This window comes from Ignavibacteria bacterium (assembly GCA_017302895.1).
In the GTDB taxonomy this organism is placed as follows: domain Bacteria; phylum Bacteroidota; class Ignavibacteria; order Ignavibacteriales; family Ignavibacteriaceae; genus UTCHB3.
This window is the reverse complement of sequence record JAFLBV010000004.1, coordinates 73,049-98,628: the sequence shown is the minus strand read 5'-3', so window position 1 is coordinate 98,628 and position 25,580 is coordinate 73,049. Positions and strand designations below refer to the sequence as shown.

24 protein-coding genes are annotated in these 25,580 nt (G+C 42.6%); 23 read left to right on the top strand and 1 reads right to left on the bottom strand.

From position 1 onward, the window contains the following. Positions 1-10 precede the first annotated feature (10 nt). The 20 genes from infB to J0L60_14595 all read left to right on the top strand — a co-directional run bounded on the left by infB (position 11) and on the right by J0L60_14595 (position 20,746). The gene (gene infB / locus J0L60_14690) at positions 11-2,782 is read left to right on the top strand and encodes a translation initiation factor IF-2 (protein ID MBN8547378.1); all 2,772 of its coding nucleotides are present in this window, start codon (positions 11-13) and stop codon (positions 2,780-2,782) included. Between the two features lie 35 nt (positions 2,783-2,817). Next, positions 2,818-3,189: a 30S ribosome-binding factor RbfA gene (gene rbfA, locus J0L60_14685; protein ID MBN8547377.1), complete on the top strand. Its 372-nt coding sequence runs from the start codon at positions 2,818-2,820 to the stop codon at positions 3,187-3,189. Then, positions 3,152-3,865, top strand: a complete 714-nt coding sequence (truB, locus tag J0L60_14680; GenBank protein ID MBN8547376.1) for a tRNA pseudouridine(55) synthase TruB — start codon at positions 3,152-3,154, stop codon at positions 3,863-3,865. Before rbfA ends, truB begins: the two co-directional genes overlap by 38 nt. Then, positions 3,865-4,797 carry a bifunctional riboflavin kinase/FAD synthetase gene (locus J0L60_14675; GenBank protein ID MBN8547375.1) on the top strand — a complete coding sequence of 311 codons (933 nt, stop codon included), beginning with the start codon at positions 3,865-3,867 and terminating at the stop codon, positions 4,795-4,797. Before truB ends, J0L60_14675 begins: the two co-directional genes overlap by 1 nt. A gap of 66 nt (positions 4,798-4,863) precedes the next feature. Next, the gene (gene rpsO, locus J0L60_14670) at positions 4,864-5,127 is read left to right on the top strand and encodes a 30S ribosomal protein S15 (GenBank protein MBN8547374.1); all 264 of its coding nucleotides are present in this window, start codon (positions 4,864-4,866) and stop codon (positions 5,125-5,127) included. 10 nt (positions 5,128-5,137) lie between these two features. Continuing rightward, complete coding sequence (gene pnp / locus J0L60_14665; protein ID MBN8547373.1) at positions 5,138-7,252, top strand: polyribonucleotide nucleotidyltransferase; 2,115 nt, start codon at positions 5,138-5,140, stop codon at positions 7,250-7,252. A 205-nt stretch (positions 7,253-7,457) separates the two neighbouring features. Further along, the gene (locus J0L60_14660) at positions 7,458-9,026 is read left to right on the top strand and encodes an Rne/Rng family ribonuclease (GenBank protein MBN8547372.1); all 1,569 of its coding nucleotides are present in this window, start codon (positions 7,458-7,460) and stop codon (positions 9,024-9,026) included. Between the two features lie 88 nt (positions 9,027-9,114). Continuing rightward, entirely contained in the window at positions 9,115-10,197 is a 1,083-nt protein-coding gene (gcvT, locus tag J0L60_14655) for a glycine cleavage system aminomethyltransferase GcvT (GenBank protein MBN8547371.1), read from the top strand. 11 nt (positions 10,198-10,208) lie between these two features. Beyond that, entirely contained in the window at positions 10,209-10,955 is a 747-nt protein-coding gene (locus tag J0L60_14650; GenBank protein ID MBN8547370.1) for a 2-phosphosulfolactate phosphatase, read from the top strand. An 11-nt stretch (positions 10,956-10,966) separates the two neighbouring features. After that, positions 10,967-13,339: a DNA translocase FtsK gene (locus tag J0L60_14645; GenBank protein ID MBN8547369.1), complete on the top strand. Its 2,373-nt coding sequence runs from the start codon at positions 10,967-10,969 to the stop codon at positions 13,337-13,339. Positions 13,340-13,363: 24 nt separating this feature from the next. Beyond that, positions 13,364-13,954, top strand: a complete 591-nt coding sequence (locus J0L60_14640; GenBank protein ID MBN8547368.1) for an outer membrane lipoprotein carrier protein LolA — start codon at positions 13,364-13,366, stop codon at positions 13,952-13,954. Beyond that, positions 13,941-14,996, top strand: coding sequence for a flippase-like domain-containing protein (locus J0L60_14635; GenBank protein ID MBN8547367.1), 1,056 nt, complete (start codon positions 13,941-13,943; stop codon positions 14,994-14,996). The genes J0L60_14640 and J0L60_14635 overlap by 14 nt, the downstream gene beginning before the upstream one ends. Beyond that, positions 14,983-15,636 carry a hypothetical protein gene (locus J0L60_14630; GenBank protein MBN8547366.1) on the top strand — a complete coding sequence of 218 codons (654 nt, stop codon included), beginning with the start codon at positions 14,983-14,985 and terminating at the stop codon, positions 15,634-15,636. Before J0L60_14635 ends, J0L60_14630 begins: the two co-directional genes overlap by 14 nt. 8 nt (positions 15,637-15,644) lie before the next feature. Continuing rightward, positions 15,645-16,493 carry an undecaprenyl-diphosphatase UppP gene (gene uppP / locus J0L60_14625; protein ID MBN8547365.1) on the top strand — a complete coding sequence of 283 codons (849 nt, stop codon included), beginning with the start codon at positions 15,645-15,647 and terminating at the stop codon, positions 16,491-16,493. Between the two features lie 11 nt (positions 16,494-16,504). Continuing rightward, a complete protein-coding gene (locus J0L60_14620) occupies positions 16,505-17,095 on the top strand; it encodes a peptidylprolyl isomerase (GenBank protein MBN8547364.1) in 591 nt (196 codons plus the stop codon). Next, positions 17,092-17,571 carry a peptidylprolyl isomerase gene (locus J0L60_14615; GenBank protein ID MBN8547363.1) on the top strand — a complete coding sequence of 160 codons (480 nt, stop codon included), beginning with the start codon at positions 17,092-17,094 and terminating at the stop codon, positions 17,569-17,571. Before J0L60_14620 ends, J0L60_14615 begins: the two co-directional genes overlap by 4 nt. Next, positions 17,564-18,586 (top strand): DNA polymerase III subunit delta, encoded by a 1,023-nt coding sequence (gene holA, locus J0L60_14610; protein MBN8547362.1) that lies wholly within the window; start codon positions 17,564-17,566, stop codon positions 18,584-18,586. The genes J0L60_14615 and holA overlap by 8 nt, the downstream gene beginning before the upstream one ends. Positions 18,587-18,663: 77 nt before the next feature. Further along, positions 18,664-19,251 (top strand): sigma-70 family RNA polymerase sigma factor, encoded by a 588-nt coding sequence (locus J0L60_14605; GenBank protein ID MBN8547361.1) that lies wholly within the window; start codon positions 18,664-18,666, stop codon positions 19,249-19,251. 6 nt (positions 19,252-19,257) lie between these two features. Continuing rightward, complete coding sequence (locus tag J0L60_14600) at positions 19,258-19,935, top strand: hypothetical protein (GenBank protein ID MBN8547360.1); 678 nt, start codon at positions 19,258-19,260, stop codon at positions 19,933-19,935. Positions 19,936-20,083: 148 nt separating this feature from the next. Continuing rightward, positions 20,084-20,746: a T9SS type A sorting domain-containing protein gene (locus J0L60_14595; GenBank protein ID MBN8547359.1), complete on the top strand. Its 663-nt coding sequence runs from the start codon at positions 20,084-20,086 to the stop codon at positions 20,744-20,746. A gap of 66 nt (positions 20,747-20,812) precedes the next feature. Here J0L60_14595 and J0L60_14590 read toward each other — a convergent pair whose 3' ends face one another. Next, complete coding sequence (locus tag J0L60_14590) at positions 20,813-21,280, bottom strand: DinB family protein (GenBank protein ID MBN8547358.1); 468 nt, start codon at positions 21,278-21,280, stop codon at positions 20,813-20,815. A gap of 140 nt (positions 21,281-21,420) precedes the next feature. Between J0L60_14590 and J0L60_14585 the strand changes: the two genes are divergently transcribed. From J0L60_14585 to J0L60_14575, 3 genes are all read left to right on the top strand, one after another. Then, positions 21,421-22,503 carry an Omp28-related outer membrane protein gene (locus J0L60_14585; protein MBN8547357.1) on the top strand — a complete coding sequence of 361 codons (1,083 nt, stop codon included), beginning with the start codon at positions 21,421-21,423 and terminating at the stop codon, positions 22,501-22,503. Positions 22,504-22,627: 124 nt separating this feature from the next. Further along, on the top strand, positions 22,628-24,196 hold the full coding sequence (locus tag J0L60_14580; protein MBN8547356.1) for a T9SS type A sorting domain-containing protein: 1,569 nt from the start codon (positions 22,628-22,630) through the stop codon (positions 24,194-24,196). A gap of 227 nt (positions 24,197-24,423) precedes the next feature. After that, positions 24,424-25,521 carry an AAA family ATPase gene (locus tag J0L60_14575; protein MBN8547355.1) on the top strand — a complete coding sequence of 366 codons (1,098 nt, stop codon included), beginning with the start codon at positions 24,424-24,426 and terminating at the stop codon, positions 25,519-25,521. Positions 25,522-25,580 lie beyond the last annotated feature (59 nt).

Here is a 25,580-nt window from a genome sequence, read left to right as displayed (position 1 = left end):
TCACAGATAGATGTCTGAACCAAAAGAGCAAAAGATTAGAATTCACAATTTTGCGTCGCAGTTCAATGTATCTGCACAGGCTATTGTTGAGTATCTCAAGAAAAAAGGATACGATGTAAAGACCATCAACACTCCTCTGACTCCCGTGATGCTCGAGGATGTGAAGGTGCAGTTTAAAAAAGACATTGAACGGGCTGAAAAACATTACACAAAACTGGAAGAGTTCAACAGAAAACTCTCCGGTGTAAGCGATAAACCTCCAGTAAAAGAAGAGGCGCCTGCTCCTGTTGAGGAAGTTGCCAAAACAGAAACAGTCGAAGTGCCTCCTGTGAAAGAGGAAGTCGTGGTCTCCGAACCTGTCGTGGTTGAATCTGTGACACCGGCTCCCGCAGCACCTGTTGCGCAGGAAGTGGAAGTGAAGGAGGAGGAGAAAGCACCGGTTGCACCTCCGGCAGTTGCAAGTGAACCTGTTCAGGTGAAACCTGCTGAGGAAGCAGTCGTTGAAGAACGGGTATCTCCTGAAATAGAAGCTTTAATAAAACCCGATGAGCCTGCAGAAACAGAACAGGCACCCGAAAAACCGGCCGAAGACAAGGGAGTCGCACCCAGAAAATACAGTTTCGATCCCCGTACCGGAAAGCAGATGGGTCTCAAGATTCTCGGAAGATTCGAGAGCGAGGCACCCAAACCGAAGAAGGAAGAACCAAAGCCCGAATCGATCATAAGAACAGCCGAAGAAAAACCGGCCGTTGAGTCATCAGAGGATGCTGAAAAGAAAAAAGCTAAAAAGAAAAAGAAAAACAAATCGAAAAAGAGGGAACAGGTTATAGAAGAAACCGAAACGGTTAAGAAAAAAGCCAAAGTTAAAAAATTAGAGATCGATCAGAAAGAAGTTCTGGAATCGATCAGAAAAACCATGCTTACCACAGAAGACTCTGTTATTTCGAACAGAGCCTCGATGCGAAAAAGAAAACGCAAAGAGAGAATGGAAGCACAGGAAAGACTCGATGAGCAGCGCAGGATAGATGAACAAATTATCAGAGTAAATCAGTTTATGTCTGTCTCTGAACTTGCAAATGTTATGGGTGTAAGTGTCGGTGAGGTCATTTCAAAATGTATCGCACTCGGTCTTATGGTTTCGATAAATCAGAGGATTGAGCTTGACACCATCACACTTGTTGCCGATGAGTTTGGATTCGAAGTTGAAGTGGAGCAGGAATACACAAACGATGTCCTCGAGGATATCGGAGACAGCGAAGATGAACTTGAACCAAGATCCCCTGTGGTAACAATCATGGGACATGTGGATCACGGTAAAACCTCACTTCTCGATTATATAAGAAGCTCAAATGTGGTTGCCGGCGAGTCGGGTGGTATCACCCAGCACATCGGTGCCTACAAAGTTGAAGTAAACGAAGGCCAGTATATTACATTTCTGGATACACCCGGCCACGAAGCGTTTACCGCAATGCGTGCCCGTGGAGCTCAGGTAACTGACATTGTAATCCTGATTGTTGCCGCAGATGATGCGGTGATGCCCCAGACGGTGGAAGCAATTTCACATGCTCAGGCAGCAAATGTTCCAATCATTGTTGCCATCAACAAAATTGACAAGCCGGGTGCAAATATTGAAAAGATAAAGCAACAGCTTGCTGACCGTAATGTACTTGTCGAGGAATGGGGCGGAAGATATCAAAGTGTTGAAATTTCCGCAAAACAAGGTTTACATATCGATGCACTTCTTGAAAAAGTGCTCCTCGAAGCAGAGGTACTCGACCTTAAGGCCAATCCAAACCGTGAGGCAAGAGGTGTTGTTATCGAGTCACAGCTCGACAAGGGTCGTGGAGTCACCGCAACAGTTCTGATTCAGAAAGGAACCTTGAGACAGGGAGATATCTTTGTCTGCGGTAACCAGCACGGTCGTGTAAGAGCGATGTTCGATGAGAGAAACAAAAAAATGAACGAAGCACCACCTTCGTCACCCGTACTTGTACTCGGGTTTGAAGGTGCTCCACAGGCAGGTGATCAGTTTATCGTTGTGGATACTGAAAGAACTGCCCGTGAGATCGCAGTAAGAAGACAGCAGTTGAAGAGAGAACTCGACAGCAAACAGGTTCATCATATCACACTTGATGAAATCTCGAGACAGATTTCAATCGGTGGTGTCAGTGAACTCCCGATCATCGTAAAAGGTGATGTGGATGGTTCAGTAGAAGCTGTTTCCGATTCGCTTATGAAGCTTTCCACAGAGGAAGTGAAAGTAAGAGTTATCCATAAAGGTGTCGGTGCCATCTCTGAAAGCGATGTTCTGCTTGCAAATGCTTCAAATGCCATCATTATCGGTTTCCATGTGAGACCGCACATGAACGCAAGAAAACTTGCAGAGACACAAAAAGTCGATATAAGAATTTATAACATCATCTATGACGCCATCAACGAAGTGAAACAGGCGCTCGAAGGAATGCTCTCACCTATACTTTCCGAAGAAATTACCTCCTCAGTGGAAGTAAGGGATACATTCAAAGTGCCGAAAATCGGAACTGTTGCCGGTTGCTATGTCATCGAAGGTAAAATTACCCGAAACGACAGAATCCGTGTAATCAGAGACGGACTTGTAATCTTCACGGGCGAGATTTCCTCACTCAAGAGATTCAAGGATGATGTAAAAGAAGTGGATACCAACTATGAGTGCGGTATCAGTGTTCAGAATTTCAATGACATAAAGACCGGCGACATTATCGAAGGCTTCAAAGTTGTTGAAACCAAGAAAAAACTCGAATAATTTATTGATCTGTAAGACGGAATCGAGGAACTGAGATGGGACACAGAGTTGCACGACTTGAGAGTCAGATAAAAGATGAATTGAGCATGATTATGCTCCTAAGGTATCATGACAGGGAATTCGGACTGATAACCATTACATCTGTAAAGCTTAGTCCCGATCTCAAAGTGGCGAAGGTATATTTTTCGGTGTTCGATAAAGAACAGAGAAAGAATGCCCTCGAAAAGATAACCGCGGAGGTACCGGCAATAAGACATGAGCTTGCCTCTAAAATAAGAGTTAGGTTCATGCCCGAATTGAGGTTCTTCGTGGATGATACTTCCGACTATGTTGAAAAGATCGAGGGACTTCTAAAACAGATACATAAGAATGATAACCAGACCGGTAACGAGTTACAAGGAAATTGATTTCTCTGCCGGTCAGACAATACTGATTGATAAACCGTTGGGGATCACATCATTCGATGTGATTTACAGACTGAGGCGGGTGCTTCATCTCAAAAAGATTGGACATGCCGGCACTCTCGACCCAAAGGCTACAGGTCTTCTGATAATATGTACAGGGAAATCGACCCGTAAAATTGACAGTTACATGGGTCTTCCAAAGGAATATACCGGAACCATTGTACTGGGCGAGCAGACTCCTTCGATGGACACCGAAACCGAAGTGCACATCAGAAATGAAAGTTCGCACATCGGGATCGATGACATACTCAGAGTGGCAGCCGAACTCACCGGTGAGATTGATCAACTGCCTCCAATGTATTCCGCGGTAAGCAAAAACGGGCAACGCCTCTATACTCTCGCCAGAAAAGGTGAAACCATAGAGAGGGAAACCCGCCGGGTAACGGTTGAGGAGTTCGAGATAATATCCTGGGAGCATCCCGTTGTATCTTTCCGGGTTGTGTGCTCAAAAGGTACATATATCAGGGTTTTGGCACACGATATGGGCGAAAAACTCGGTTGTGGCGCTTATTTGTCGTCTTTAAGAAGGACAGCGATCGGTGAATTCAAAGTGGAAGATGCAGTTACAATTGAATCGTTCAGAGAGATATTCAATGCAGATACAAGAGATGTGAGCTGATGAAAATTTATCGTGACCTCAGCGAAGTTCCAAAGTCAGACAAGACAGTGCTGACCATCGGCACTTTTGATGGCGTTCACAAGGGTCATCAACTTCTACTCGATATTTTAATGGCAAATGCCAAAAAATCAGGCTGCAGGTCGCTTCTGATTACCTTCGACCCGCACCCGAGGCAGGTGGTTTTCAAAGGTGGTGACATTAAATTGCTCACAACCACAAATGAAAAATTGCGTATTTTTGAGAACCTCGGAATTGATGAAGTTTTTATCATCAATTTTACCCTCGATTTTTCGGAGCTGGATGCAGACTCCTTCTTTACAAAGTTTATATTGAATGGCACCGGAATAGAAGAAATAATTGTCGGATACGATCACCGTTTCGGAAAAGGGAGAACCGGTGACGAAAATTTTATAAGAAAATTAGCAGATAAAACCGGATTTAAAGTAACATATGTTGAGGCTGTAATGCAAAATCAGACCAATATCAGCAGCACGCAAGTAAGAAAACTCCTCGCCGAAGGCAATGTAAAAGGAGCTGCGGAACTGCTGGGACGCGAATATGAGATATTTGGAGAGGTTGTTCACGGTGACAAAAGAGGCAGAGAGCTCGGATATCCGACAGCGAATCTTGAGTGCGACTCCGAGAACAAGTTGCTTCCCGCCAACGGCGTTTACGCTGTGATGGTGGAAGTGGAGGAGAAAATCTACAAAGGTGTTTTGAATGTTGGAAGAAGACCGACATTCAACCTGAAGGACCTCGCCGTGGAAGTTCATCTCATTGAATTTCCGGGCCATGACCTTTACGGAAAGACACTTCGCGTGAAATTCATCGACCGTATCAGAGGCGAGATGAGGTTTATTACAAAACAGGACCTCGCAAATCAGATAGACAGGGACAAAAATTCCGCTGTCGAAGTATTGAAAAGTTTATAAACAGTTAATTAATTGGCTCCGGTTGTTTCTGGGGTCGAATCGAACAAACAAAAACAGGAAAACACAATGACTAATCAAGAAAAACTTGAGATAATCAAAAAGTATGGTGAAAACGAAAAAGATTCAGGGAAGACCGAAGTGCAGATAGCACTTTTGACAAAGAGAATCAATGACCTGACCGCACATTTTCAGGCACATGCAAAGGATCACCACTCGAGAAGAGGACTTCTCATGCTGGTAGGCAAGAGAAGAAGATTGCTCGACTATCTTATCGCAAAAGACATCAACAGATACAGAGCAATCATAAAAGAATTGAATATTAGAAAGTAAGGCTTAAATAATGATATACACAAAAGAAGTTGAAATAGGCGGAAAAGTACTGAGCTTTGAAACCGGAAGATATGCCCGTCAGGCAGCCGGTTCAGTGATGGTCAGATATGGCGATACGATGGTATTGGTCGCCGCCGTGGCTTCTCCCAAAGCACCTGAAGGGATCGATTTTTTCCCGTTACAGGTTGAATACAGGGAAAAACTTGCCTCAGTTGGAAAATTCCCTGGTGGATTTTTCAAGAGAGAAGGAAAGCCATCGGAAAAAGAGGTACTGACATCAAGGCTTATCGACCGTCCTATCAGACCTCTGTTTGATGACAGCTATAGAAATGAGACACAGATTGTAGCAACCACACATTCGTTTGATAAAGAAAACGATCCCGATGTAATTGCTATCGTTGGTGCTTCAGCCGCTCTCGCAGTATCGAATATTCCCTTTCTTGGTCCTATTGCAGGAGTAAGAGTCGGAAGAGTAAACGGCGAGTTTGTGGTTAATCCAACATTCGAACAAGTTGAACAGAGTGATATCGAGCTGATTGTAGCAGGAACAGACGACTCGATCATGATGGTGGAAGGCGAAGCTTCGGAAGTATCTGAAGAAGTGATGCTTGAAGCATTGAAATTTGCTCAGGAGCAGATCAAAAAAATTGTAACTGCCATTTCTGAACTTGCTGCCGAGTGCGGCAAACCAAAGATGGTTGTGACACCAAAGGAAATTGATCAGACACTTCTTGAAGAAGTAAAAGCTCTGGCTTATGACAGACTTAAAGCTGCAATCTACACAGTCATGGCAAAACAGGAAAGAAGTGATGCTTTCGATGCAATTTTTGCAGAGACAAACGAAACACTCGCTGAAAAATATCCTGAGCAGGAAAAAACAATTAATACATTTCTGCACGATTTCCAGTATGAACTGATTCGCAAATGTATTCTTGAAGAAAATCTTCGCCTCGATGGCAGAAAAACACACGAGATCAGACCAATCACTGTCGAACTCGGAATTTTACCCCGCACACACGCTTCTGCACTCTTCACAAGAGGAGAAACCCAGAGTCTTACAACACTTACCCTTGGATCAAAAAATGATCAGCAGACCATTGATGGTTTGATGGATGAGACTGTGAAAAGATTTAATCTTCACTACAATTTCCCACCGTTTTCCGTTGGTGAAGTTGGAAGATATTCAGGTGTTGGCAGAAGAGAAGTGGGACACGGAAACCTTGCAGAAAGATCACTCAAAAGAATGATCCCTGCTGAAAAGGATTTCCCTTATGCACTCCGTCTTGTAAGTGATATTCTTGAGTCAAACGGTTCATCATCCATGGCAACAGTTTGTGCCGGATCACTCGCCCTCATGGATGGCGGTGTTCCTGTAAAAAAAGCGGTTGCAGGAATTGCGATGGGCTTGATAAAAGAAGGCGACCAGTTTGCTGTCCTTTCTGACATTCTCGGAAACGAAGATCATTTTGGCGATATGGATTTCAAAGTTGCCGGTACTGATGAGGGTATCACCGGATTTCAGATGGACATCAAGATAAAGGGTGTTTCGTTTGAAGTAATGGAGATAGCTCTAAGACAGGCAAAACAGGGAAGGCTTCATATTCTCGGAATAATGAATAGTGCAATTTCAGCACCAAGACCCGAACTTTGTTCCTTTGCCCCAACTCTTGCCACACTTCAGATTCCTACCGAACTTATCGGTTCGATCATAGGACCCGGTGGAAAGACAATTCAGGGCATGCAGAAGGAATTCGGAGTTGATATTTCGATTGATGATGACGGAACGATCCAGATAGCAGGTCCAAATGCAGAATCAGCAAACGGTGCAGCTACAAGAATAAGACTGATGACCACTCAACCGGTTGTAGGTGAAGTATACGACGGTGTCGTGACCAAGCTTATGGAATTCGGTGCGCTTGTGGAAATTCTCCCCGGTAAGTCAGGGCTCGTGCACATATCCGAAATAGATATGAAAAAAGTGCACAAAGTTACCGATTACTTCAAAGAAGGCGATAAAGTTAAAGTAAAACTTCTTCGCATCGAGGGCGGGAAATACAGTCTGAGCCGCAAAGCTCTTCTTAAAGAAGCAGCCGCAACTGCTGAAGTTAAACATAACGAAGAATAAATTTATTGGATGTCCCCTGAAGAAGGGGACATCCTCATCAATCACCAAGTTTTGAAAAGAATGATCGAGTTTCTCGGAAACTTCATCTTAATGTTTTATTACCTTGAACCCGAACCCAAAAGGCTCGCGGGTGGCGTACATCTAAGTGGAATTGGAATATTTGCAGTAGTTCAAAACCTGTTAAATACAAAGAGTTTAACTACCTATGTTAAAAGAAATTATTATAAATTCATCGAACACACAGACCCGTGTGGCGATAACGGAAGACGGGAAATTAGTAGATTTCTTCGTCGATTACTCCGAAAACCGGAGGATGGTTGGAGATGTGTATCTTGGCAAAGTAGCCAGGGTACTTCCCGGCATTAAAGCAGCATTCATAGACATCGGCATGAAGCACGATGGTTTTCTCCATTTTTCAGATATCGGAGAGAAAACCAAAGAACTTCAGGCAATGATAGATGAAGAGGATGATGAAGATGATAATGTAGCACGCGTTGCTGCAGATGAAGAAAATGCCATCGTCCAGACTAAATTCATAAATGGTGTCCCCATCTTACAGAAGGGGGAACCAATCCTTGTGCAGATCACAAAAGAGCCCGTAGTCAATAAAGGCGTGCGGGTCAGTTCGGCTATTTCAATACCGGGCAGATTTTGTGTTCTCCTCCCTTACGACAACAAGATCGGTGTTTCAAAAAAGATAACTGACTTCCGTGAAAGAAAGCGCCTTCGCATAATTGCCAAGAGTCTTCTTCCACAGAATTACGGTTTGATCATCAGAACTGTTGCCCGCGGTCAGGCAGAGGAACAGATAAAGGATGACTTGAGAAGCCTCTTGAAACTTTGGAAAAAGATTCAGGAAAAGGCGAGAAGCGGAACCCCCCCTGCCATTATATATCAGGATGTCTCCACCACTTCAAGTGTCATCAGGGATCTTTTCACCTCTGACATCTCAAAAGTGTACATCGACAACAAAAAAGTATTCAAAGAGATTAAAGATTACATCGCGGTCTCACAGCCTGAGTTGCTCGACAAAGTTGAGCAGGTGCGTTCGGAGGAACCGATCTTCGAAGCATTCAAGGTTGAGGAGCAGATAAAAGAACTCTTCGCAAGAAAAGTTGCCATGAAGAGCGGCGGTCACATTGTGATCGAGCATACTGAAGCGATGGTTGTAATCGATGTAAACAGCGGAAAATATGCAGCCAGCAAGGATCAGGAACTGAACTCCCTGAAAACCGATCTGGAAGCAGCCCGCGAAATTGCGCATCAGTTGCGGTTAAGGGATATCGGCGGTTTAATCGTAATCGATTTTATCGATCTCGAGGATGAAAAGAACAGAAAGAAAGTTTACGATGAACTCAAGAAAGAGTTCAGAAGAGACCGCGCTAAGGTATCCATTCTCCCCATGTCAGACTTTGGTCTTGTTCAGATCACCAGACAGAGGGTAAGACAGAATATCATGCAGGCTCTTACCGAGACATGTCCCGTTTGCATGGGGACCGGTTTGTTGACGAAGAAGTCGCACCTCATTCATGAAATTGATGAATGGCTCGGAAAATACAGAACCGAGGCGCCGCATCGCTCGATTATTATTAAATGCCATCCATTCGTAGCGCAGAAACTCAAGGAAGGATTCCCGAGTACACTCGCCAAGATGCAGATGAGATACATGCTAAGAATCAGAATTGAAGAGGATAATGCATTCAATTCAGATCAGTTCAAAGTTATAGCCCGTAAAACCAAACAGGATTTGACGGGGATAATAACAGATTTGTGATTTCCGGCTCCTCAATTTAGTATGAATTGAGAGAAAGAAATTTTATATTTATAGACTTGAAAAACGAAATTATAAGTACAGGTAAATCGTGAAAAAGACCAGACTTTATTCAGAACATGTGAAACATGGTGCTAAATTGGTTGAATTCGCCGGCTACAGCATGCCGATTCAATATGAATCGATAATTGCCGAGCACAAGGCGGTAAGGAACAGCGTGGGGCTCTTTGATGTGAGCCACATGGGTGAAGTAATTATAGAAGGTGATGCAGCATTTGAGTATGTTCAGAACCTTACGATAAATGATGTATCCACACTCTTTCCGGGCAGGGTTCAGTATTCTGCCATGTGTTATGAGGATGGTGGTATCGTGGATGACCTGCTTGTTTACAAGCTCGATCAGAAAAAGTTTATGCTCGTTATCAATGCATCAAATATTGAAAAAGATATTGAATGGATGCACAGGAACAATACTCATGGAGTGAGCATTAAGGATGTAAGCGATGAGTTTACTCTTATTGCCGTTCAGGGACCATATTCAAAGAAAGTGGTTGAAGCAGTGTTTGGTATTAAACTCGACATCGAGTATTACCATTTCACTTATGGTGAGTTTGCAGGAGAGAAAGTTTTGATCTCAAGAACCGGTTATACCGGAGAACTTGGATACGAACTCTACTTCACGGGAAATGAAGAGATGGCATGCAAGTTGTGGGATTCTTTGATGAAACATGGCAATGATTATTTTATCAAGCCATGTGGACTTGGTTCCCGCGATTCTCTCAGACTTGAGATGGGATTTTGTCTATACGGCAACGATATCGATGCGACGACAAATCCGCTCGAAGCCGGTCTTGGCTGGATCACGAAACTGAAAAAAGAGAAGTTTACCGGTAAAGATTCACTTCTGAAAATAAAAGAAGACGGTCTTAAGAGAAAACTTACTCCGCTTGTTTGCCTTACAAAATCATTTCCGAGACACGGTTATGAAGTAGTGGCAGGCGATACAGTAGTTGGTCATCTGACAAGCGGGACAGTAAGTCCTGTACTCGAACAAGGAATTGCTCTTGCGTACATCGATGTTAATTACTTAAATTCTGACAGCAGACTTGAGATGATGGTTAGAGGGAACAGAATCCCTGTAAGCGTTACAAAGCTGCCCTTTATAAAAAAATAGACAGGGTTAACATGCGAATTAATACTATATTGACTCCGTTAATGGTGGAAGAGCTGTATTTTGCCGGAAGGATAGCTGTCGTGATTGATGTGCTGAGAGCAACAACAACAATCACCACGGCTATCATGAATGGCGCGAAAGAGATTGTGCCTGTGGGCTCACTTGATTTCAGTAAAATAGCATCCGCAAGTTCTTTTGGCGGAAGGACCATGAGGGGTGGTGAAAAGAATTCGAAGAAGATCGAGGGATTTGACCTCGGGAACTCCCCTTTTGAATATGTCGAAACAGTTGTAAAAGGGAAATCGATTGTCTTTTTTACGACGAACGGTTCGAAAGCCATCGTAAAAACCAAGTATGGGAGTGGTACCCTGATCTGTTCATTTCTTAATGTTTCAAAAGTTGCGGAAGTGCTGGTGAACCTTGGGAAAGAGTACGACATCGTTTGCTCGGGCAGAAATGGAGATTTCAGTCTGGAAGATACCGTTTGTGCCGGAATGCTGATAAGTGAATTGCTCAAATTAAAAAATGATCTTACACTTTCAGATGCTTCAAAAGTTGCATTGGATCTTTATGAGAAGTACGGTTCCGATTTGCGTTCACTTTTTGGAGTAAGCGAGCACGGCAAAATTCTCGAGACTGAAGGGTTTATTGAAGACCTTGAATACTGTGCACAGACCAACATTACCGCCATAGTTCCTGTATTTGAGAATTCTTCGATTAAACTTTATGACCCTGCACATCATTTAACAAATAACTGATCCGGCACAGGATGAGCGGAAAAACGAAAAAAGACAGCGGCAGAACTTATTTTGAGTTATCGCAAGAGAAGAAGAAGAGGCTGTTGGGTCTTTTCATCATTTCGTTTTCTGTGCTCCTTTTCCTGAGTATCCTATCATTTTCCCCCGCAGATGATCCGCAGATCAGAAATGCTTCGGTAAAGGCACTTCCCACAAAAAACTGGCTGGGAATAGCCGGAGCCTACATTGCCCTTTTCTTTGTCAAATCAGCATTTGGATATTTCTCCCTCGTCATTCCTGTAATTACCGGGATGTGGGGTTTCGTGCTGTTTAAAAAGTTTGATATTCGCAGACTGATTTACATTACAAATTTCCTGTTAAGTTCGGCTTTTATTCTCGCTTCATTCTGGGGAACAATTTATTCTCTCGGAGGAGTGGTCGAGGATACTGCGGTTGTTCTTGCTGGCGGACTTGGGAAGACGATGGGCGGACTCGCTTATCAGTTTCTCGGAGGCATAGGTTCCGTTACTCTATTTGTGGTACTCATGGTTACAGTACTGGTAATTACATTTGATTTAAAGATAGACAAATTCTTTGTATTTCTTGCCGACAAGGGAAAAGATGCCTTCGAATCAGGTGTGAATAAAGTGAAGGAAAAATCGGAGAAGGTTTCTTCACAGAGAGAGGAAAGGAAATCGTCTCTCGAAAAAAGTCAGGATAAAATCAGCAAAGTAATTAAGGGCGAAAAATCGGAAAAACCCCCCGTTTATGCCGATGAACTCGAATTCGAACAGATTATCCCGGAACCGGTTCAGCCGGTAAGACCAAAGCCTGTTTTTACCACTTCAGTCAAGACCAACGCTGATATTGTGCCTCCACCTCCAAGAGTTGAAAGGGCAATACCGGAAGCCAGATTTTCGACAGATGATTATAACATTCCGGACGGAGATTTTCTCATTAAGGCTGATGACTCCGGTCATTATGCAGAGGAAGCCGAGCTTGAGAGTAAAAAGATAAGATTAAAAGAAAAGCTCGCACTTTTTGATATAGAAATTGAAAAAATAGATACCACAGCAGGACCTGTGGTTACGCTTTTTGAAATTGTTCCTGCTCCCGGGGTGAAGATCAGCAAAATTTTGTCATTGGAGAACGATATTGCTTTGGCTCTTGCAGCAAAAGGAATAAGAATAATTGCTCCAATGCCGGGAAGAGGTACCATCGGGGTTGAGATTCCGAACGACAATCCATCGATCGTACTCGCCGGTTCTGTTTTGCCCGATCTTAAAAACAGCAAATGCTCATTGCCGATAGCCCTTGGGAAGTCGATCTCGGGACAGACTTTTGTGGATGACCTTGCACGGGTGCCCCACCTTCTGATTGCGGGAGCCACAGGGTCGGGAAAATCGGTCGGTGTCAATATGATCATTGCATCGCTCCTCTTTTCGAAGTATCCATCAGAAGTGAAGTTTGCTATTATTGATCCCAAGAAAGTGGAACTTTCTGTTTATGAGACTTTAAAACATCACTTCCTTGTAAAATCGCCCGATATCAGCGAGTATATAGTTTCGTCACCACAGAGTGCAGTAATTTTGCTCAAATCTGTTGTGCTCGAGATGGAGCTTCGCTATGACAAGCTCTCGAATATTGGAGTGAGGAATATCGTTGATTACAACAACAAGATAAAGTCAGGTACAGTAAAACTGAGAGAGGATGAAAACCTCCTTCACAGATTCATGCCTTATATCGTAGTTGTGATTGACGAGTTGGCGGACCTTATGATTACAGCTGGCAAGGATGTGGAAGAACCGATTGCCAGACTTGCTCAGATGGCAAGAGCCGTTGGAATCCACCTTGTAGTCGCAACTCAGAGACCTTCTGTGGATGTAATAACAGGTGTGATAAAAGCAAATTTCCCTGCAAGAATTGCATATCAGACTGCCCAAAGAACCGATTCGCGTACCATTCTTGATATGAATGGTGCAGAACAGTTGCTCGGAAGAGGTGACATGCTTTATTTGCCTCCGGGCACTCCGAAGCCGATAAGAATTCAGAATGCCTACATCACCACAGATGAAATAGAAAAACTGATCGAAGTGGTTTCAGAGCAACCTTATCCAGATGAAATTTATGAATTGCCTTCACTTATTGACAAAAAGGCAAATGATGCAGGTGCATTGAATGACCTTGACCCGCTCTTTACCGAGGCTGCACAATCTGTTGTGAGAAGTCAGCAGGGTTCTGTCTCTTTCCTTCAAAGGAAATTAAAGGTCGGTTATGCAAGAGCTGCCAGAATAGTTGATCAGCTTGAAGCTGCAGGAATAGTCGGAGCAGGAGAAGGAAGCAAGGCAAGGGAAATACTGGTTGAATCAGATGATGAACTTGAAACAATATTGCGGAATCTGTAGTAAACCATGAAAAAGGAAATTTTTATGAAAAGCAAAGTTTTTATTCTTGGCTGGGTGATAGCCGGCATGTTTCTGCCACTTTTCGCTCAGAATGCTACAATTCAGGCAATCCAGAAGAAATTCAACAGTCTTACCGACATTTCAGCCTCATATCAGCAATACAGTGGTAAAACGCTTGTTGCCAAAGGCACCTTCTCCTATAAAAAAGAGAACAAGGTCAGACTGACATTTGGAAACAACCTGATAGTCAGTGACGGCAAAACAAACTGGAATCATGACAAGAAGCAGAACAAAGTGATCGTCACAAAAGTCGATAACAAAGCGGTTTCTCTTCTTAGCGTCAATAAACTAATTAACAACACCCCCGGTGACTGCGATCTTTCCGGATCTGGGAATACGGTTAAGATGACCCCCAAAAAAGGGAAGCAGCTTGGTTTCAAGTCAGTTGAGATAACAAAAGACGGGCAGGATCTGATTTCATCCATTATTATTGAAGACAATTCTAAAGTGTTGATGAAAATAAATTTTTCAGGGTATTCACTCAACAAAGGAATACCTGACAGCGATTTTACCTTTAAACCATCCGGAGATATTAAAGTAGTTGACCTCCGCTAAGAAGAAATTCTTCTCACCCCGAGACATAATTGTATATGTGTTATCATTAGGGCTTGCAGCTCTCTTTTTATATTGGGCATTCAAGGGTGTTGACACAACTCAATTGTGGGGATTTATAAAGGGAGCTTCTCCCTGGTGGATAATTACTCTTATTGTTTTCCAGATGGCAGCGCACTGGTTCAGGGCTCTCAGATGGAAAGCCATCATGGAATCCCTGAAACCCGATGTAAGTTCGTTCAATCTTTTTGGGGCAGTTCTTATCGGATACGGGTTGAATAATATTGTCCCGAGACTCGGAGAAATCGGAAGAGCTGTTGCCGTAGGAAAATCAGAGAATTTATCAAAAACCTCCATTCTCGGAACTGTAATTGTGGAAAGAATAATTGACATTCTCCTTTTTGCTTTTGCAGTTATCTTAAGCGGGTGGATATACGAGGGAGATATTTATTCCGGTGAATTGAGCTGGCTTAAACTGACTATTACACTGGGTACAGGCGGATTTCTCGCATTGATTGTTTTTGTTGTTTTGCTGATCAGGTACAAAGAGAGATTCTCTGGTTTCATCACTTCTTTGATTGGCAAATTTTCACCAAAAATATCCTCGAAGCTCGAAGAGATTTTTCATAAAATGATAATCGGCTTTTCGACTCTCAAGACAACAAAAAGCTACATCAAGACGATAATCTACAGTGTTCTTATCATGCTCGGTTACGCAGCTACAAGCTGGGCAGGATTTTATGCACTGGGTTTGGATACAAGCTATTCACTCGGACTTTCTGCTGCATGGATAATCATGAGTATCAGTTCGATAGGGGTGATAATACCCACTCCGGGCGGCATAGGAAGCTACCATACCATCACTAAAACAGCGATGCTGATGCTTTACGGTTGCCCTGAGGCACTCGGTCTCGCCTATGCAACATTTTTACACGGTGTTACATATATTCTCCATTTGCTGGCTGCAATCATATTTCTCATTTATTTCAAGTTTCGACTTCCGGGCGTTCACACAGAGGATATAATAGATATTGAAGAAGATTAAATTTTCAATCAAACCGTTTTTTTTCTTTTTCCTTCTTACGGCAAGTCTTTTTGCACAGTGGGAAGGAAGAATCAGCATGGGGTTGAACATGACAAGTTCAGCAAATTTACGCGACTATGTAAATGAAAATTTCGCCTCACCCGGTGATTACATGGCGGACATAAACTCCATGATCGAATTTTCAGGAGAAGTCGGATACAGTGCGGGGAGCAAACTTCAACTCGCTCTCGAGGGGGCATACTCGTTCAATTCGTTTACGAATATCACAATGAACGGGAAATATGAGTTGAATTACAAATTTATTTCTCCAACTGCCATGGCATATTACATGATCAGGGGAGACGGATACAGTTTCAAACTGGGCGGTGGATTGGGACCAAGATTTTTACTCGTAAACGAAATAAAACCTTTTGTAGTGACCGGTCTGGACTATACTTCCACCGGATTCGGAGTGGTATTAAAAGGCTCGGGCTCGACGGCTTTATCGAAAACAGTTTTTGCCTATATAGGGGCGGATGTTAGATATGATGCCGGTGGAACTCCAAAAAACAACGGTAACAGTCTCAAACACCGGGGGAGTGATCTCTCGATCAATTCCCTTTCATTCGGGCTTAAATTAGGAATTTCTTTTACTTTTTAAGGAATTAAATGTCAATTCTCGAAGCAATAATCCTTGGCATAGTTCAGGGAATCACCGAATTTTTACCAATATCCTCGACTGCACACCTTACCATCACAGGTAAGATGCTCGGGTTGATAAACAACAATAAACCGGAAGAATGGACAGCGATCATCGCCATCATACAGCTTGGCACACTCGCTTCAATTCTTATTTATTTTGCAAAAGACATATATAACATTGTTATAGAGTTCTTCAGGGATAACCTGGTGCAGAGGAAAAGCTTCAAAAAGCAGTCGTTGAATTCAAGGCTTGGCTGGCTGGTAATAATCGGAACCCTTCCGGTTGTAATTATTGGTCTCGGCTTTAAGGATATTATTGAAGGCGCCCTTACCAAGAATCTTTATGTTATTGCCACATCCCTGATTGTTTTGGCGATTGTACTTTTTATTGCCGAGAAAACTGCAAAATTCAAAAATGGGATTGAAGATGTTGGGATAAAAGAAGCCATCGTGGTAGGAATTGCGCAGGCTTTAGCACTGATTCCCGGGTCATCCCGTTCAGGCACGACAATAACCGCCGGCCTTTTTATGGGTATGAACCGTGAAGCGGCGGCTCGTTTTTCTTTCCTGCTCAGCATTCCTGCCATACTGGCGAGTGGATTGCTTCAGCTCAAGGAAGGTCTGAAATTCCTTAACAACGATTATTTGTTTGCAATCGGGGTGGCAACAGTAGTTTCGGGAATCAGCGGTTATCTTGCAATTGATTTTCTGCTAAAATTCCTGAAGAAAAACTCAACGAACCTTTTTATTGTTTACAGAATTGTAGCCGGTCTGATAATACTGGCACTTTTAGCTTCAAAAACAATTACACCATAACGGAGAAGTGAATGCGTAACCTTTTATTGGCAACTCTTTTTGTGCTTATCAGTTTTACGGGCTGTGCCCAGAAGAAAGAAAACACGGTTTCAGACAGACCTGTTTTTAATTATGACACCCTCACTGTTGCGGTAATGAAAACCAATATGGGTGTTATCGAGATACAATTGTATCCGAAAGAGGCTCCAAAAACAGTTGAAAACTTTACCACTCTCGCAACTCAGGGATACTATAACGGTATTATTTTTCATCGCGTGATCGAGAATTTTATGATTCAGGGTGGTGATTCCACCGGTACCGGAATGGGCGGAAGATCGATATATGGCAGTGACTTTGGCGATGAGTTTGTAATGGGACTCGTTTTCGACAAACCTGGACTTCTCGCAATGGCGAACAGAGGACCGAATACCAACACTTCACAGTTTTTCATTACAACAGGGAAGACCGACTGGTTGAATTATAAACACACCATATTTGGTGAAGTAATTACCGGGTACGATGTAGCTGAAAAAATCAGCAAAGTCAAGAAAGGTCCGCAGGACAAACCCGTTGAGCCCGTTGTAATTCAAGAGATTAAAATAGAGAAAAGGAAGAAAAAATGAGTAAAACAACTGCAACCTTCAATACCAGTATGGGTTCGTTTGAAGTTGAACTGTACGCGGACAAGACACCAAAAACCGTGGAGAATTTCATTGGACTTGCGAAAAAAGGGTATTACGACGGTGTTATTTTCCACAGAGTAATCGCAAATTTCATGATTCAAGGTGGTGACCCGACAGGCACAGGTCGTGGTGGTGAGAGCATTTGGGGACCGAAGTTTAAAGATGAAATTGTTAAAGACCTAAGGCACACAGGACCCGGAATACTCTCGATGGCGAATGCCGGTCCGAATACCAATGGCAGTCAGTTTTTTATTACACTGGTTCCCACACCATGGCTCGATGGCAAACATACTGTGTTTGGTAAGGTGATAACAGGTATGGATGTAGTTGAGGAAATTGGAAATACCGAGACATTCAAGCCTTTCGACCGTCCAGTTGTAGATGTAGTAATTAATTCGGTTACTGTCGTTGAGTAAAAAATTTCAGGCACCGTTAATTTCGCTTGTTGCCCAGGATATCCGGGCAAAGAAATTAAAACCTGTATATTTTTTTTACGGCAAAGACAGTTACGAAATTGAAAAAAGGACTCAGGCAATACGGAAATTCGTGGAGCCTGAGATTCCTTTTGAATTCGATATACAGATGTTTCAAGGGTCGTCAACCAGTGTGGACGAACTGCTTGACTTTTGTCAGTCATTTCCTCTTGCCGGCGACAGACGACTGGCGATAGTGAAGAACTTCAATTCGCTAAAGTTTGACGGGCGGAAGTATAACTCTCATCTGATAAGTTACTTTAAAAATCCATCTCCTCATACAACACTCGTTATGTTGTATGATGACGCTGCATTCCCCGAGAAGGAGCCTTACAAGACTCTTGCTGAACTGAACTATGTATTTGTAGCACGGACACCCGATTTTGATGATCTTGTTGAGTGGGTGGCTGCCACAGCGAAGCTTTCAGGCAAACGGCTGGAGAAACACGATGCGGAATTGCTTGTCAGTCTGACGGGTGATGACAAACTGATGATCGAGATGCAGCTCGAAAAACTGATCGAGTTTTCAGGTGAGTTCGATGAGATATCTGCGGATATGATAAAACGCTCTGTCGCCCCGACCAAGCAGTTTACCATCTTCGATTTTATCGACAAGGTTTTAATAAAAGATAAACCGGCAGCGCTGAGACTTCTCGGTAAGATTTTGAATCAGGGTGAGCCTGCACTTCTTATCCTGTTTCATCTGAACCGTCAGTTTTCCACAATTCTCGCCATGAGGGAGTCACTCTCTGCAGGCAGGAACGATTTTGAAGCTGCGTCAGAGGCAGGTATTCAAAAATGGCAACTCGACAAATTGAAGCCGGCACTTAAAAAATTCTCGTTTAAGGATTTAAGTCTTGTCTATGCAGCACTTCTGAGGGCAGACATAGCTTTAAAAAGCAGCGATACTGATGAAAAAACAGTCCTCTTTACTGCACTAAACGAAATTTTAATTTAAAAATCTTTATCTTAATTCCGAAATATTCAAAATTTCTCCTCTGAAACATTTTCCTAACAAGTTGAGTATAAGATACATTGAGCGACAAAAGGTTAAGAGATCAAACTGATGAAGAGTTGATTCTCGAATTCCAGAAAACAGGCGATACAGATATTTTTGAAGTGCTGGTTCAGCGCTACAAAAATCCACTGTTCAACTTTGTGTTCCGTTTTTTAGGTGACAGAGATTCCACCGCAGATGTGGTTCAGGAGACTTTTATAAAGGTTTACAAGAACAAAGATTCTTACAAAACCTTTGCAAAATTCTCCACATGGATTTACACAATTGCCGGCAATCTTGCCAAGACAGAGCTTCAAAGGAGAAAGAGGAAGAATCAGGTTTCCATCAACTCGTGGGGAGAGGATGAGGAAACGATGGAACTTCCGGATGGTGGTCCTCTTCCTGACAAACTGGTCGATATGGGAATAAAGAACAAAATGATTCAGGATGCGCTCTTAAAGCTGCCGGAAGTCTATCGTGAAATGATCATTTTACGGGATATTCAGGAGTTGTCTTATGAAGAAATAGCCGAAGTGATGGATATCTCCATCGGCACGGTTAAATCGAGGATAAACAGAGGTCGTTCTCAGTTACAAGAGTTATTGAAAGATATTTTTAAGGAATGAGTTTTTATGGAGACCAACAACTTACTTAATGATGATGAGCAGTTCAAGGAACTGAGGCATCTTCTGAAGGAGATGCCGAAGCTTGATGCTCCTCCCGGATTTGAGGCGGATTTGATGCGAAAGATCAATTCCGAGAAATTCGCAGCGGCAAAGCCCGGATTGTGGGAAAGAATAGCAGCCTTTATAAAACCACTTCCATCTGCGATAGCAGTGGGTGCGGTGGCAATAGTGGCAGTGGTACTGCTCGTCAACCAGCCCGGTGAAGAGATAATGAAAAAAGCCGACACCCCTCTCAACCAGGATCAAGTGGCAGCTACTGATATCGGGAAAAAAGGCGACAATCAGGATAAAAGTCCCGAATTTGAGAGCAAGGAGCAGAGAAAACCTGTTGACAAGGCTACACCTCCACCTCAGAAAGCCTATGCTGCTAACGAGTACAAGAGCAGTGAAAGCAAAGATGCCGTAACTGCCGAAAGAGGCGGGGCATCCGATCAGCCCGCGATGACCAGTGCTGCGGTTCCCAACGGGGCAGTTGCCGATGAAGCTAAACCGGAGAGCCTTAAGGCAAAATCGAAATCGTTCCCAAAATCAGGAAATGTTGCAGCCCTGCAGAGTGCAAATCAGATACAGAAGAAGCTTGATTCGCTGAAGAATCAAAACAGAGATACAAATATCAAAAATTGATGGAGTTAGAGACCTAAAATTTTTACATATTGTGACAGAAATCGCTTCATTTCAGTTTTTTAACCTGAATGAAGCGTTTTTTGTTTTAAAGATTTGTTTTAATAATTTCTTGGTATTATATTGCTCCTCAATTTAATCGGAGATTTTAATGAAAAATGTAATATCACTCGGTGTGGTATTTTTAATTGCAGGCGCCATATTTTTTGAGCTGGATTCACGCAGCTTCAGAGTAACACAAATTCCCAATGGTTCCAAATTTTCATGTGCCAACTGTCATGTGTCAGCACAGGGAGGGGACGCACGAAATCAATTCGGACAGACTGTGGAAAATGGTTTCCTTGTAAATGACAATGTAATGTGGGATGCTGCACTTGCAAGTCTTGACAGTGATGGTGATGGTTTTAGCAATGGAGTTGAATTACAGGATCCCAATGGATCGTGGAGAACCGGTCAGGGTAATCCGGGAGTATTTGCCGATGTAACCAATCCGGGCGACCCCAACAGCAAACCGGCTCCAAATGCCATAAAAGAGTTAAACGGGACACCCGAGGGATTTGCATTATTCAATAATTATCCTAATCCGTTCAATCCTTCGACAAGGATCAGATACTCAGTACCGGTTGCCGGAAATGTCAGTTTGAATGTCTACTCCCTCAACGGCGAGACAGTCTTCTCGCTGGTTGATCAATTTCAGGAGGCAGGCACATATGAAGTTGACTTTACAGCCGTCTCAGTGGCGAGCGGGGTTTATTTCTATAAGCTTGAATCAGCAGGAAATGTTCAGGTAAAAAAAATGAACCTGATGAAATAACTGCTATTTTTTCAGAAAATTAAACAGGATGAGCGAAATTCGTTTTTACTCATCCTGTTTTTTTTGTTATTTCCTGTCGAGAAAAAGCCAGTAGATATAATCAGTCATTTCGGGGGTTCCGCCTAGCTGGCGAAAACGGGATGCATTCTGCCCTCTGTGGTAGTGGGAGTGCATGGCAACCTGGTTAATTGCCTCAAAAAATGAGAAGCCATCGCCCGCATCCTTGAACCATGGAATACGAACGACATTATTCATTTGTTCATCAGTCAGATTCGAAACAAATGAAAGAAGCTCTTTCCCGGTATTTTCACCAAGTTTTTTTAGTTCCTCCAATGTAAAGTCAGTTGATCTTTTTCTTTCAAGCGGTTGACCTGTGAGAATTTTAAGAAAAGCAAACTGAACAAAATGTATATGGAAAAGTCTTTCAGAAATTTCCTTGTCGTCGAATGACTCAGGTTTTCCTTCCATCATCTTCCAGTGTATCGCGTCAGCCCAAACCATGTGTTTCATCAAATTGATTAAGTGGTTTTTCATTTGGTTCCTTTAAAATTAACAAGCAGAAAAGGAAATTTAAGAAGAATTCCCGAAATGATGAAGTTATACTGTAAAAGTATTAATTGTGTGTTGATTTTCCTGTAAGTAATTTGTACATCATTAATTAAAAGATTTCTTCGATGAAAAATCTGTACAAATTTCTATTTCTCTTCTCGTTCTCCTCTCTCTTTTTCTCATTCGAATCCGAAGCTCAGGCAGTTCGCAATCCCGTTCTTGAATACTGCACGGGGACATGGTGTCAGTATTGCCCCTGTGGTCATGCGGTGATACATGATGTGATCATGCTGTACAATCCGAATACCGTTGTCTTGTCGTATCACGGGCCCGCAAACTCCAGTGATCCTTTCAGGGTATTTTCAGGAAACACGATCATTTCAGCCATGGGATTTTCGAGCTATCCTACCGGAATTGTTGACCGTCTTACTGCTCCCCAAAGCAGAGGTGCATGGGCAGGACAGGTTTCGAACCGTTCGTATGCTCCACCAAAAGTAAGCATAGATGGATTCATCGGCTTCGAAAAAGACAGCAACAAAATCCATGTCAGAATAGTGGTTAAGGCACTCGCGGCAATTGCTGAAATCCCCGTAATTAATTTTATTTTAACTGAGGATAAACTTGTAGCTACACAAACGGGAAGTGTAAGTGCCGGTTGTATAGGCGGAACAGACTATATCCATGATAATGTCGTCCGTTCGATGTTGAATGGAGCACTTGGAAATGAACTTTCGAAAAGTAGCTGGCAAATTGGCGATTCATCTGTAGTTGACACTTTTTATTATCTTCCTTCCAATGTTGCATCTGTGAACAATCTTTCACTGAATGCCTTTGTATATTCCAAGAAATCACCGTTGAATCAAAGTGAAATTCACCAGGCGAGGAAATGGAAACTTTCAGATTACCCTGTGGATGTAAAGGATATCTCAAATCTGCAGGTACCTTCAGAATTCACTCTTGGTCAGAACTTCCCGAATCCATTTAATCCCGGGACAAAGATATCGTTCTCCATTCCGAAGTCGGGATTTGTTTCTCTTAAGGTTTACGATCTGCTTGGAAAAGAAGTGGCAACAGTGGTTTCAGGCAATCGTTCTCCGGGAAACTACACGGAATTTTTTGATGCCTCAGCCCTTCCTTCAGGTGTATATGTTTATCAGTTGCAGGCAGAGGGAGTGAAGATAAGTCGGAAAATGAGTCTTTTGAAATAGGCATAAATTTGTGAATTAGATTTCAGGAAACCTTTACAAACCTATTCTGATGAGTAACGACATTTTAAGCAATTAAGATGTCTTTGAATCGTTATTTAGATACTTATTCTTTTGGGAAAACAGTATGAGTAAATACATGAAGCCATTGACTCTATTACCCGGATTAATTCTATTGCTGAATTCTGCTGTCGAGGCACAATTCGATACAATTGTTTTCAGCAAGCAAGGGTATTTCTTATACGAGTCAATAATTTATATGGGTGACCAGGATTCCGATGGGTACGATGATTTTGTGATAACATTAAGTGAAACAACGAACCTATTGGATGCAAGGGCTTATTTTTTCAGGGGTGGAGATCCCATTAATCAAAATGCTGCATTCTCTATTCCTATTCTCCATTCGAGAGCAGTTACAGCTTGTGATTGGAATAGGGATGGGTTCAGAGATATAATTACAGTTCACTATGCGCAACCCGATTTTGTCAAATTTCTGGTGTATTATGGTGGAGCTTCGTTTGATACCATTCCAGATCATGTGTTCTATTTTACATTCCAAAATACTGCTGACAATTTGCTATGGTTGAAGGGACAGAACTGGCCAATTGATTTTAATGGTGATGGGTGGGAGGAGTTAGTTGCTTATCATCCTTTGAAACCATCTAAATCCGGCAGTATCGTTTTCTTTGAAACAGGTAGCTCAGATACAATACCCACCTGTCATATGCTTTCAGATTCTAACATACCTTACTATTATGTGGGAAGCTACCTGGCAACAACTCAAGAGTTCGTTGATATTGATGGTGATGGACTCACCGATATTTCGATGAGGTACCAGCCAATGAACATCCCGGATCGTCCCTTCCGGAAATTCTATTACGGTAATCCCTCATTCGCTTTCTCGGACACTTTTAAGATATATGATACAACACATATAATAGCAATACCGGACATGAATGATGATGGTAAGGGAGAGCTTATAACTCTTAATTATGGGACCCCCTACCCTTACTGGTACACAATAGTGATGTCTTTTGGTGCAAAACCTCCAAACCTTTCTACCGATGCTGGATTGAATCTTCAAAACAGTGCATATACTTACATCACATCCCCGGGAGATGTAAATCATGACGGATACAATGATCTTATAGTTCATGTATCTTACTATCTGGCACGGTTGTTCCTTGGAGGTAATCCAATACCCACAGAAAAGGCGGATGAATATGCCTTTAGTATTGATAACAGTCCCAATTTTTCAGGCAGGATAGGCGATGTGACAGGTGACGGAGTAGATGATATCTGTATCGGAGAGGAAGCGGAATACAACCTCATTTATCCTCTTATAAACAACCGTGTCTATATTATGAAAGGTGTCAGAAAACCAACGGGTGTAGAGGATGAGACTGGAGCAGAACTTCCGCCTGAAATAAAGATAAGAACCAGCCCAAACCCTTTTAACGGGAGCACAAAGGTTAACTACACAGTCCCCGGCGAAGGCATGATTGACCTGACGATTTATGACATAATGGGCAGGGAAATTTATTCAAATACAACCTTTAGAACAAAAGGTGAACATAGTGAGGTGATTGATTTCAACCTGCTGAATGTTTCAAGCGGGACATACATGATAAGGGTTTCTTCTCAGAAGGAGAACGGTCAAATGGCTGCAACCGTAAAGGTGGCCTATATAAAGTAAAGATCGGAGAAAAGTAAAATGAAACAGACAAGGTTCTTTCTGTTTTTTGTTCTTTTTTCGTTTTGTGTCACAGCACAGAACAGGCCGGGAATCGACTACTTCTCACAGATCGAGTCTTCTTCTTTTGAGCATGATTTTTCCTGAAATTTCATGAGGAATACCGTGTCAGATTCGTGATTAATTTGTATATTGCGAAATATTTCGCAACGATAATTATCGGAGTTTAGATGAACCCCTTCAAGTTTGGCAGTGTGGTTGACGGTGAACATTTCACAAACAGAAAACCGGAGATAGCCCGTATCAATTCGGTACTGGGCAGCAGCAATCACCTCATAATTATAAGCCCGCGAAGATTTGGTAAAACCAGTCTTATTCTGAAGGTCGCCTTGAAAATGGACCGTCCGGTAATATATCTGGACCTGCAGTTGACTACTTCAGCCAACGATTTCGCGGCGCAATTGCTTAAAAAGGTGCATAAACTATATCCCTACAAAAAATTTCAGCAATTTTTAAGAAATTTTAAGATAACACCGGCGATTACTCTTAATGTGCAGACCAACAATATCGACATCACATTCCATCCGCAAAGCACGCCCGAAATTGTAATTGAAGATGTTCTGAGGTTATTGGAGGATATCAGTTCGGAGAATAAAAAACTGATCGTGATTATTGATGAGTTTCAGGAAATTAAAAGGCTGGAACCCTGGCTTGAGCAGAAGCTGAGAGCCATTATTCAGCACCACAAAAAAGTAAATTATGTTTTTCTTGGCAGCAAGGAATCGTTGATGAGAGAGATTTTTGAGAAAAAGAAATCCCCTTTTTATCATTTTGGTTTTCTGATGCCGCTCGGAAAAATCCCGGACGACGAGTTTATGCAGTTTTTAACTTCAAGATTCAGAGATATCACTGATGACGCGCACGCGATAGCCGAAGAGATCCTAAAGATCACCAAATCACATCCTTACTATACACAGTGCCTTGCGTTCAGTGTGTGGGAAGCACTCTCAGTACGAAAGCAAAGTAAGGCGCCTGTTCAAGCAGCCATGAATGACCTGGTCGGGATTCATGATAATGACTATGAAAGACTTTGGGGTACCATGACAAAAACCGAACAGAAAATTATGATCGGCCTGGCTGAGGGAGAATTACCACCGCTGTCTGATGCCTTCCGTCAACGGTACGATTCAGGGGCTACGAGCACAACATTCAGTGCCCTTAAAAAACTTGAAGAAAGAGGAATGGTCATCAAACTTGACGGCAAGTATGAGACGGATGACCCGGTGTTCAGTAAATGGCTTATTAACAGGAGGACAGGGATGTGGTGATGTGTGTCCTGTAGCTTAACATTCAAGGCTGTCTCTTAAGGTGGGAGCCTCTTTCGTAT

Excerpts from the sequence above, each read along its gene's own strand:
- infB (MBN8547378.1), top strand. The coding sequence starts at position 11 with ATGTCTGAACCAAAAGAGCAAAAGATTAGAATTCACAATTTTGCGTCG.
- rbfA (MBN8547377.1), top strand. The coding sequence starts at position 2,818 with ATGGGACACAGAGTTGCACGACTTGAGAGTCAGATAAAAGATGAATTG.
- truB (MBN8547376.1), top strand. The coding sequence starts at position 3,152 with ATGATAACCAGACCGGTAACGAGTTACAAGGAAATTGATTTCTCTGCC.
- J0L60_14675 (MBN8547375.1), top strand. The coding sequence starts at position 3,865 with ATGAAAATTTATCGTGACCTCAGCGAAGTTCCAAAGTCAGACAAGACA.
- rpsO (MBN8547374.1), top strand. The coding sequence starts at position 4,864 with ATGACTAATCAAGAAAAACTTGAGATAATCAAAAAGTATGGTGAAAAC.
- pnp (MBN8547373.1), top strand. The coding sequence starts at position 5,138 with ATGATATACACAAAAGAAGTTGAAATAGGCGGAAAAGTACTGAGCTTT.
- J0L60_14660 (MBN8547372.1), top strand. The coding sequence starts at position 7,458 with ATGTTAAAAGAAATTATTATAAATTCATCGAACACACAGACCCGTGTG.
- J0L60_14650 (MBN8547370.1), top strand. The coding sequence starts at position 10,209 with ATGCGAATTAATACTATATTGACTCCGTTAATGGTGGAAGAGCTGTAT.
- J0L60_14645 (MBN8547369.1), top strand. The coding sequence starts at position 10,967 with ATGAGCGGAAAAACGAAAAAAGACAGCGGCAGAACTTATTTTGAGTTA.
- J0L60_14640 (MBN8547368.1), top strand. The coding sequence starts at position 13,364 with ATGAAAAGCAAAGTTTTTATTCTTGGCTGGGTGATAGCCGGCATGTTT.
- uppP (MBN8547365.1), top strand. The coding sequence starts at position 15,645 with ATGTCAATTCTCGAAGCAATAATCCTTGGCATAGTTCAGGGAATCACC.
- J0L60_14620 (MBN8547364.1), top strand. The coding sequence starts at position 16,505 with ATGCGTAACCTTTTATTGGCAACTCTTTTTGTGCTTATCAGTTTTACG.
- J0L60_14615 (MBN8547363.1), top strand. The coding sequence starts at position 17,092 with ATGAGTAAAACAACTGCAACCTTCAATACCAGTATGGGTTCGTTTGAA.
- J0L60_14600 (MBN8547360.1), top strand. The coding sequence starts at position 19,258 with ATGGAGACCAACAACTTACTTAATGATGATGAGCAGTTCAAGGAACTG.
- J0L60_14595 (MBN8547359.1), top strand. The coding sequence starts at position 20,084 with ATGAAAAATGTAATATCACTCGGTGTGGTATTTTTAATTGCAGGCGCC.
- J0L60_14590 (MBN8547358.1), bottom strand. The coding sequence starts at position 21,280 with ATGAAAAACCACTTAATCAATTTGATGAAACACATGGTTTGGGCTGAC.
- J0L60_14585 (MBN8547357.1), top strand. The coding sequence starts at position 21,421 with ATGAAAAATCTGTACAAATTTCTATTTCTCTTCTCGTTCTCCTCTCTC.
- J0L60_14580 (MBN8547356.1), top strand. The coding sequence starts at position 22,628 with ATGAGTAAATACATGAAGCCATTGACTCTATTACCCGGATTAATTCTA.
- J0L60_14575 (MBN8547355.1), top strand. The coding sequence starts at position 24,424 with ATGAACCCCTTCAAGTTTGGCAGTGTGGTTGACGGTGAACATTTCACA.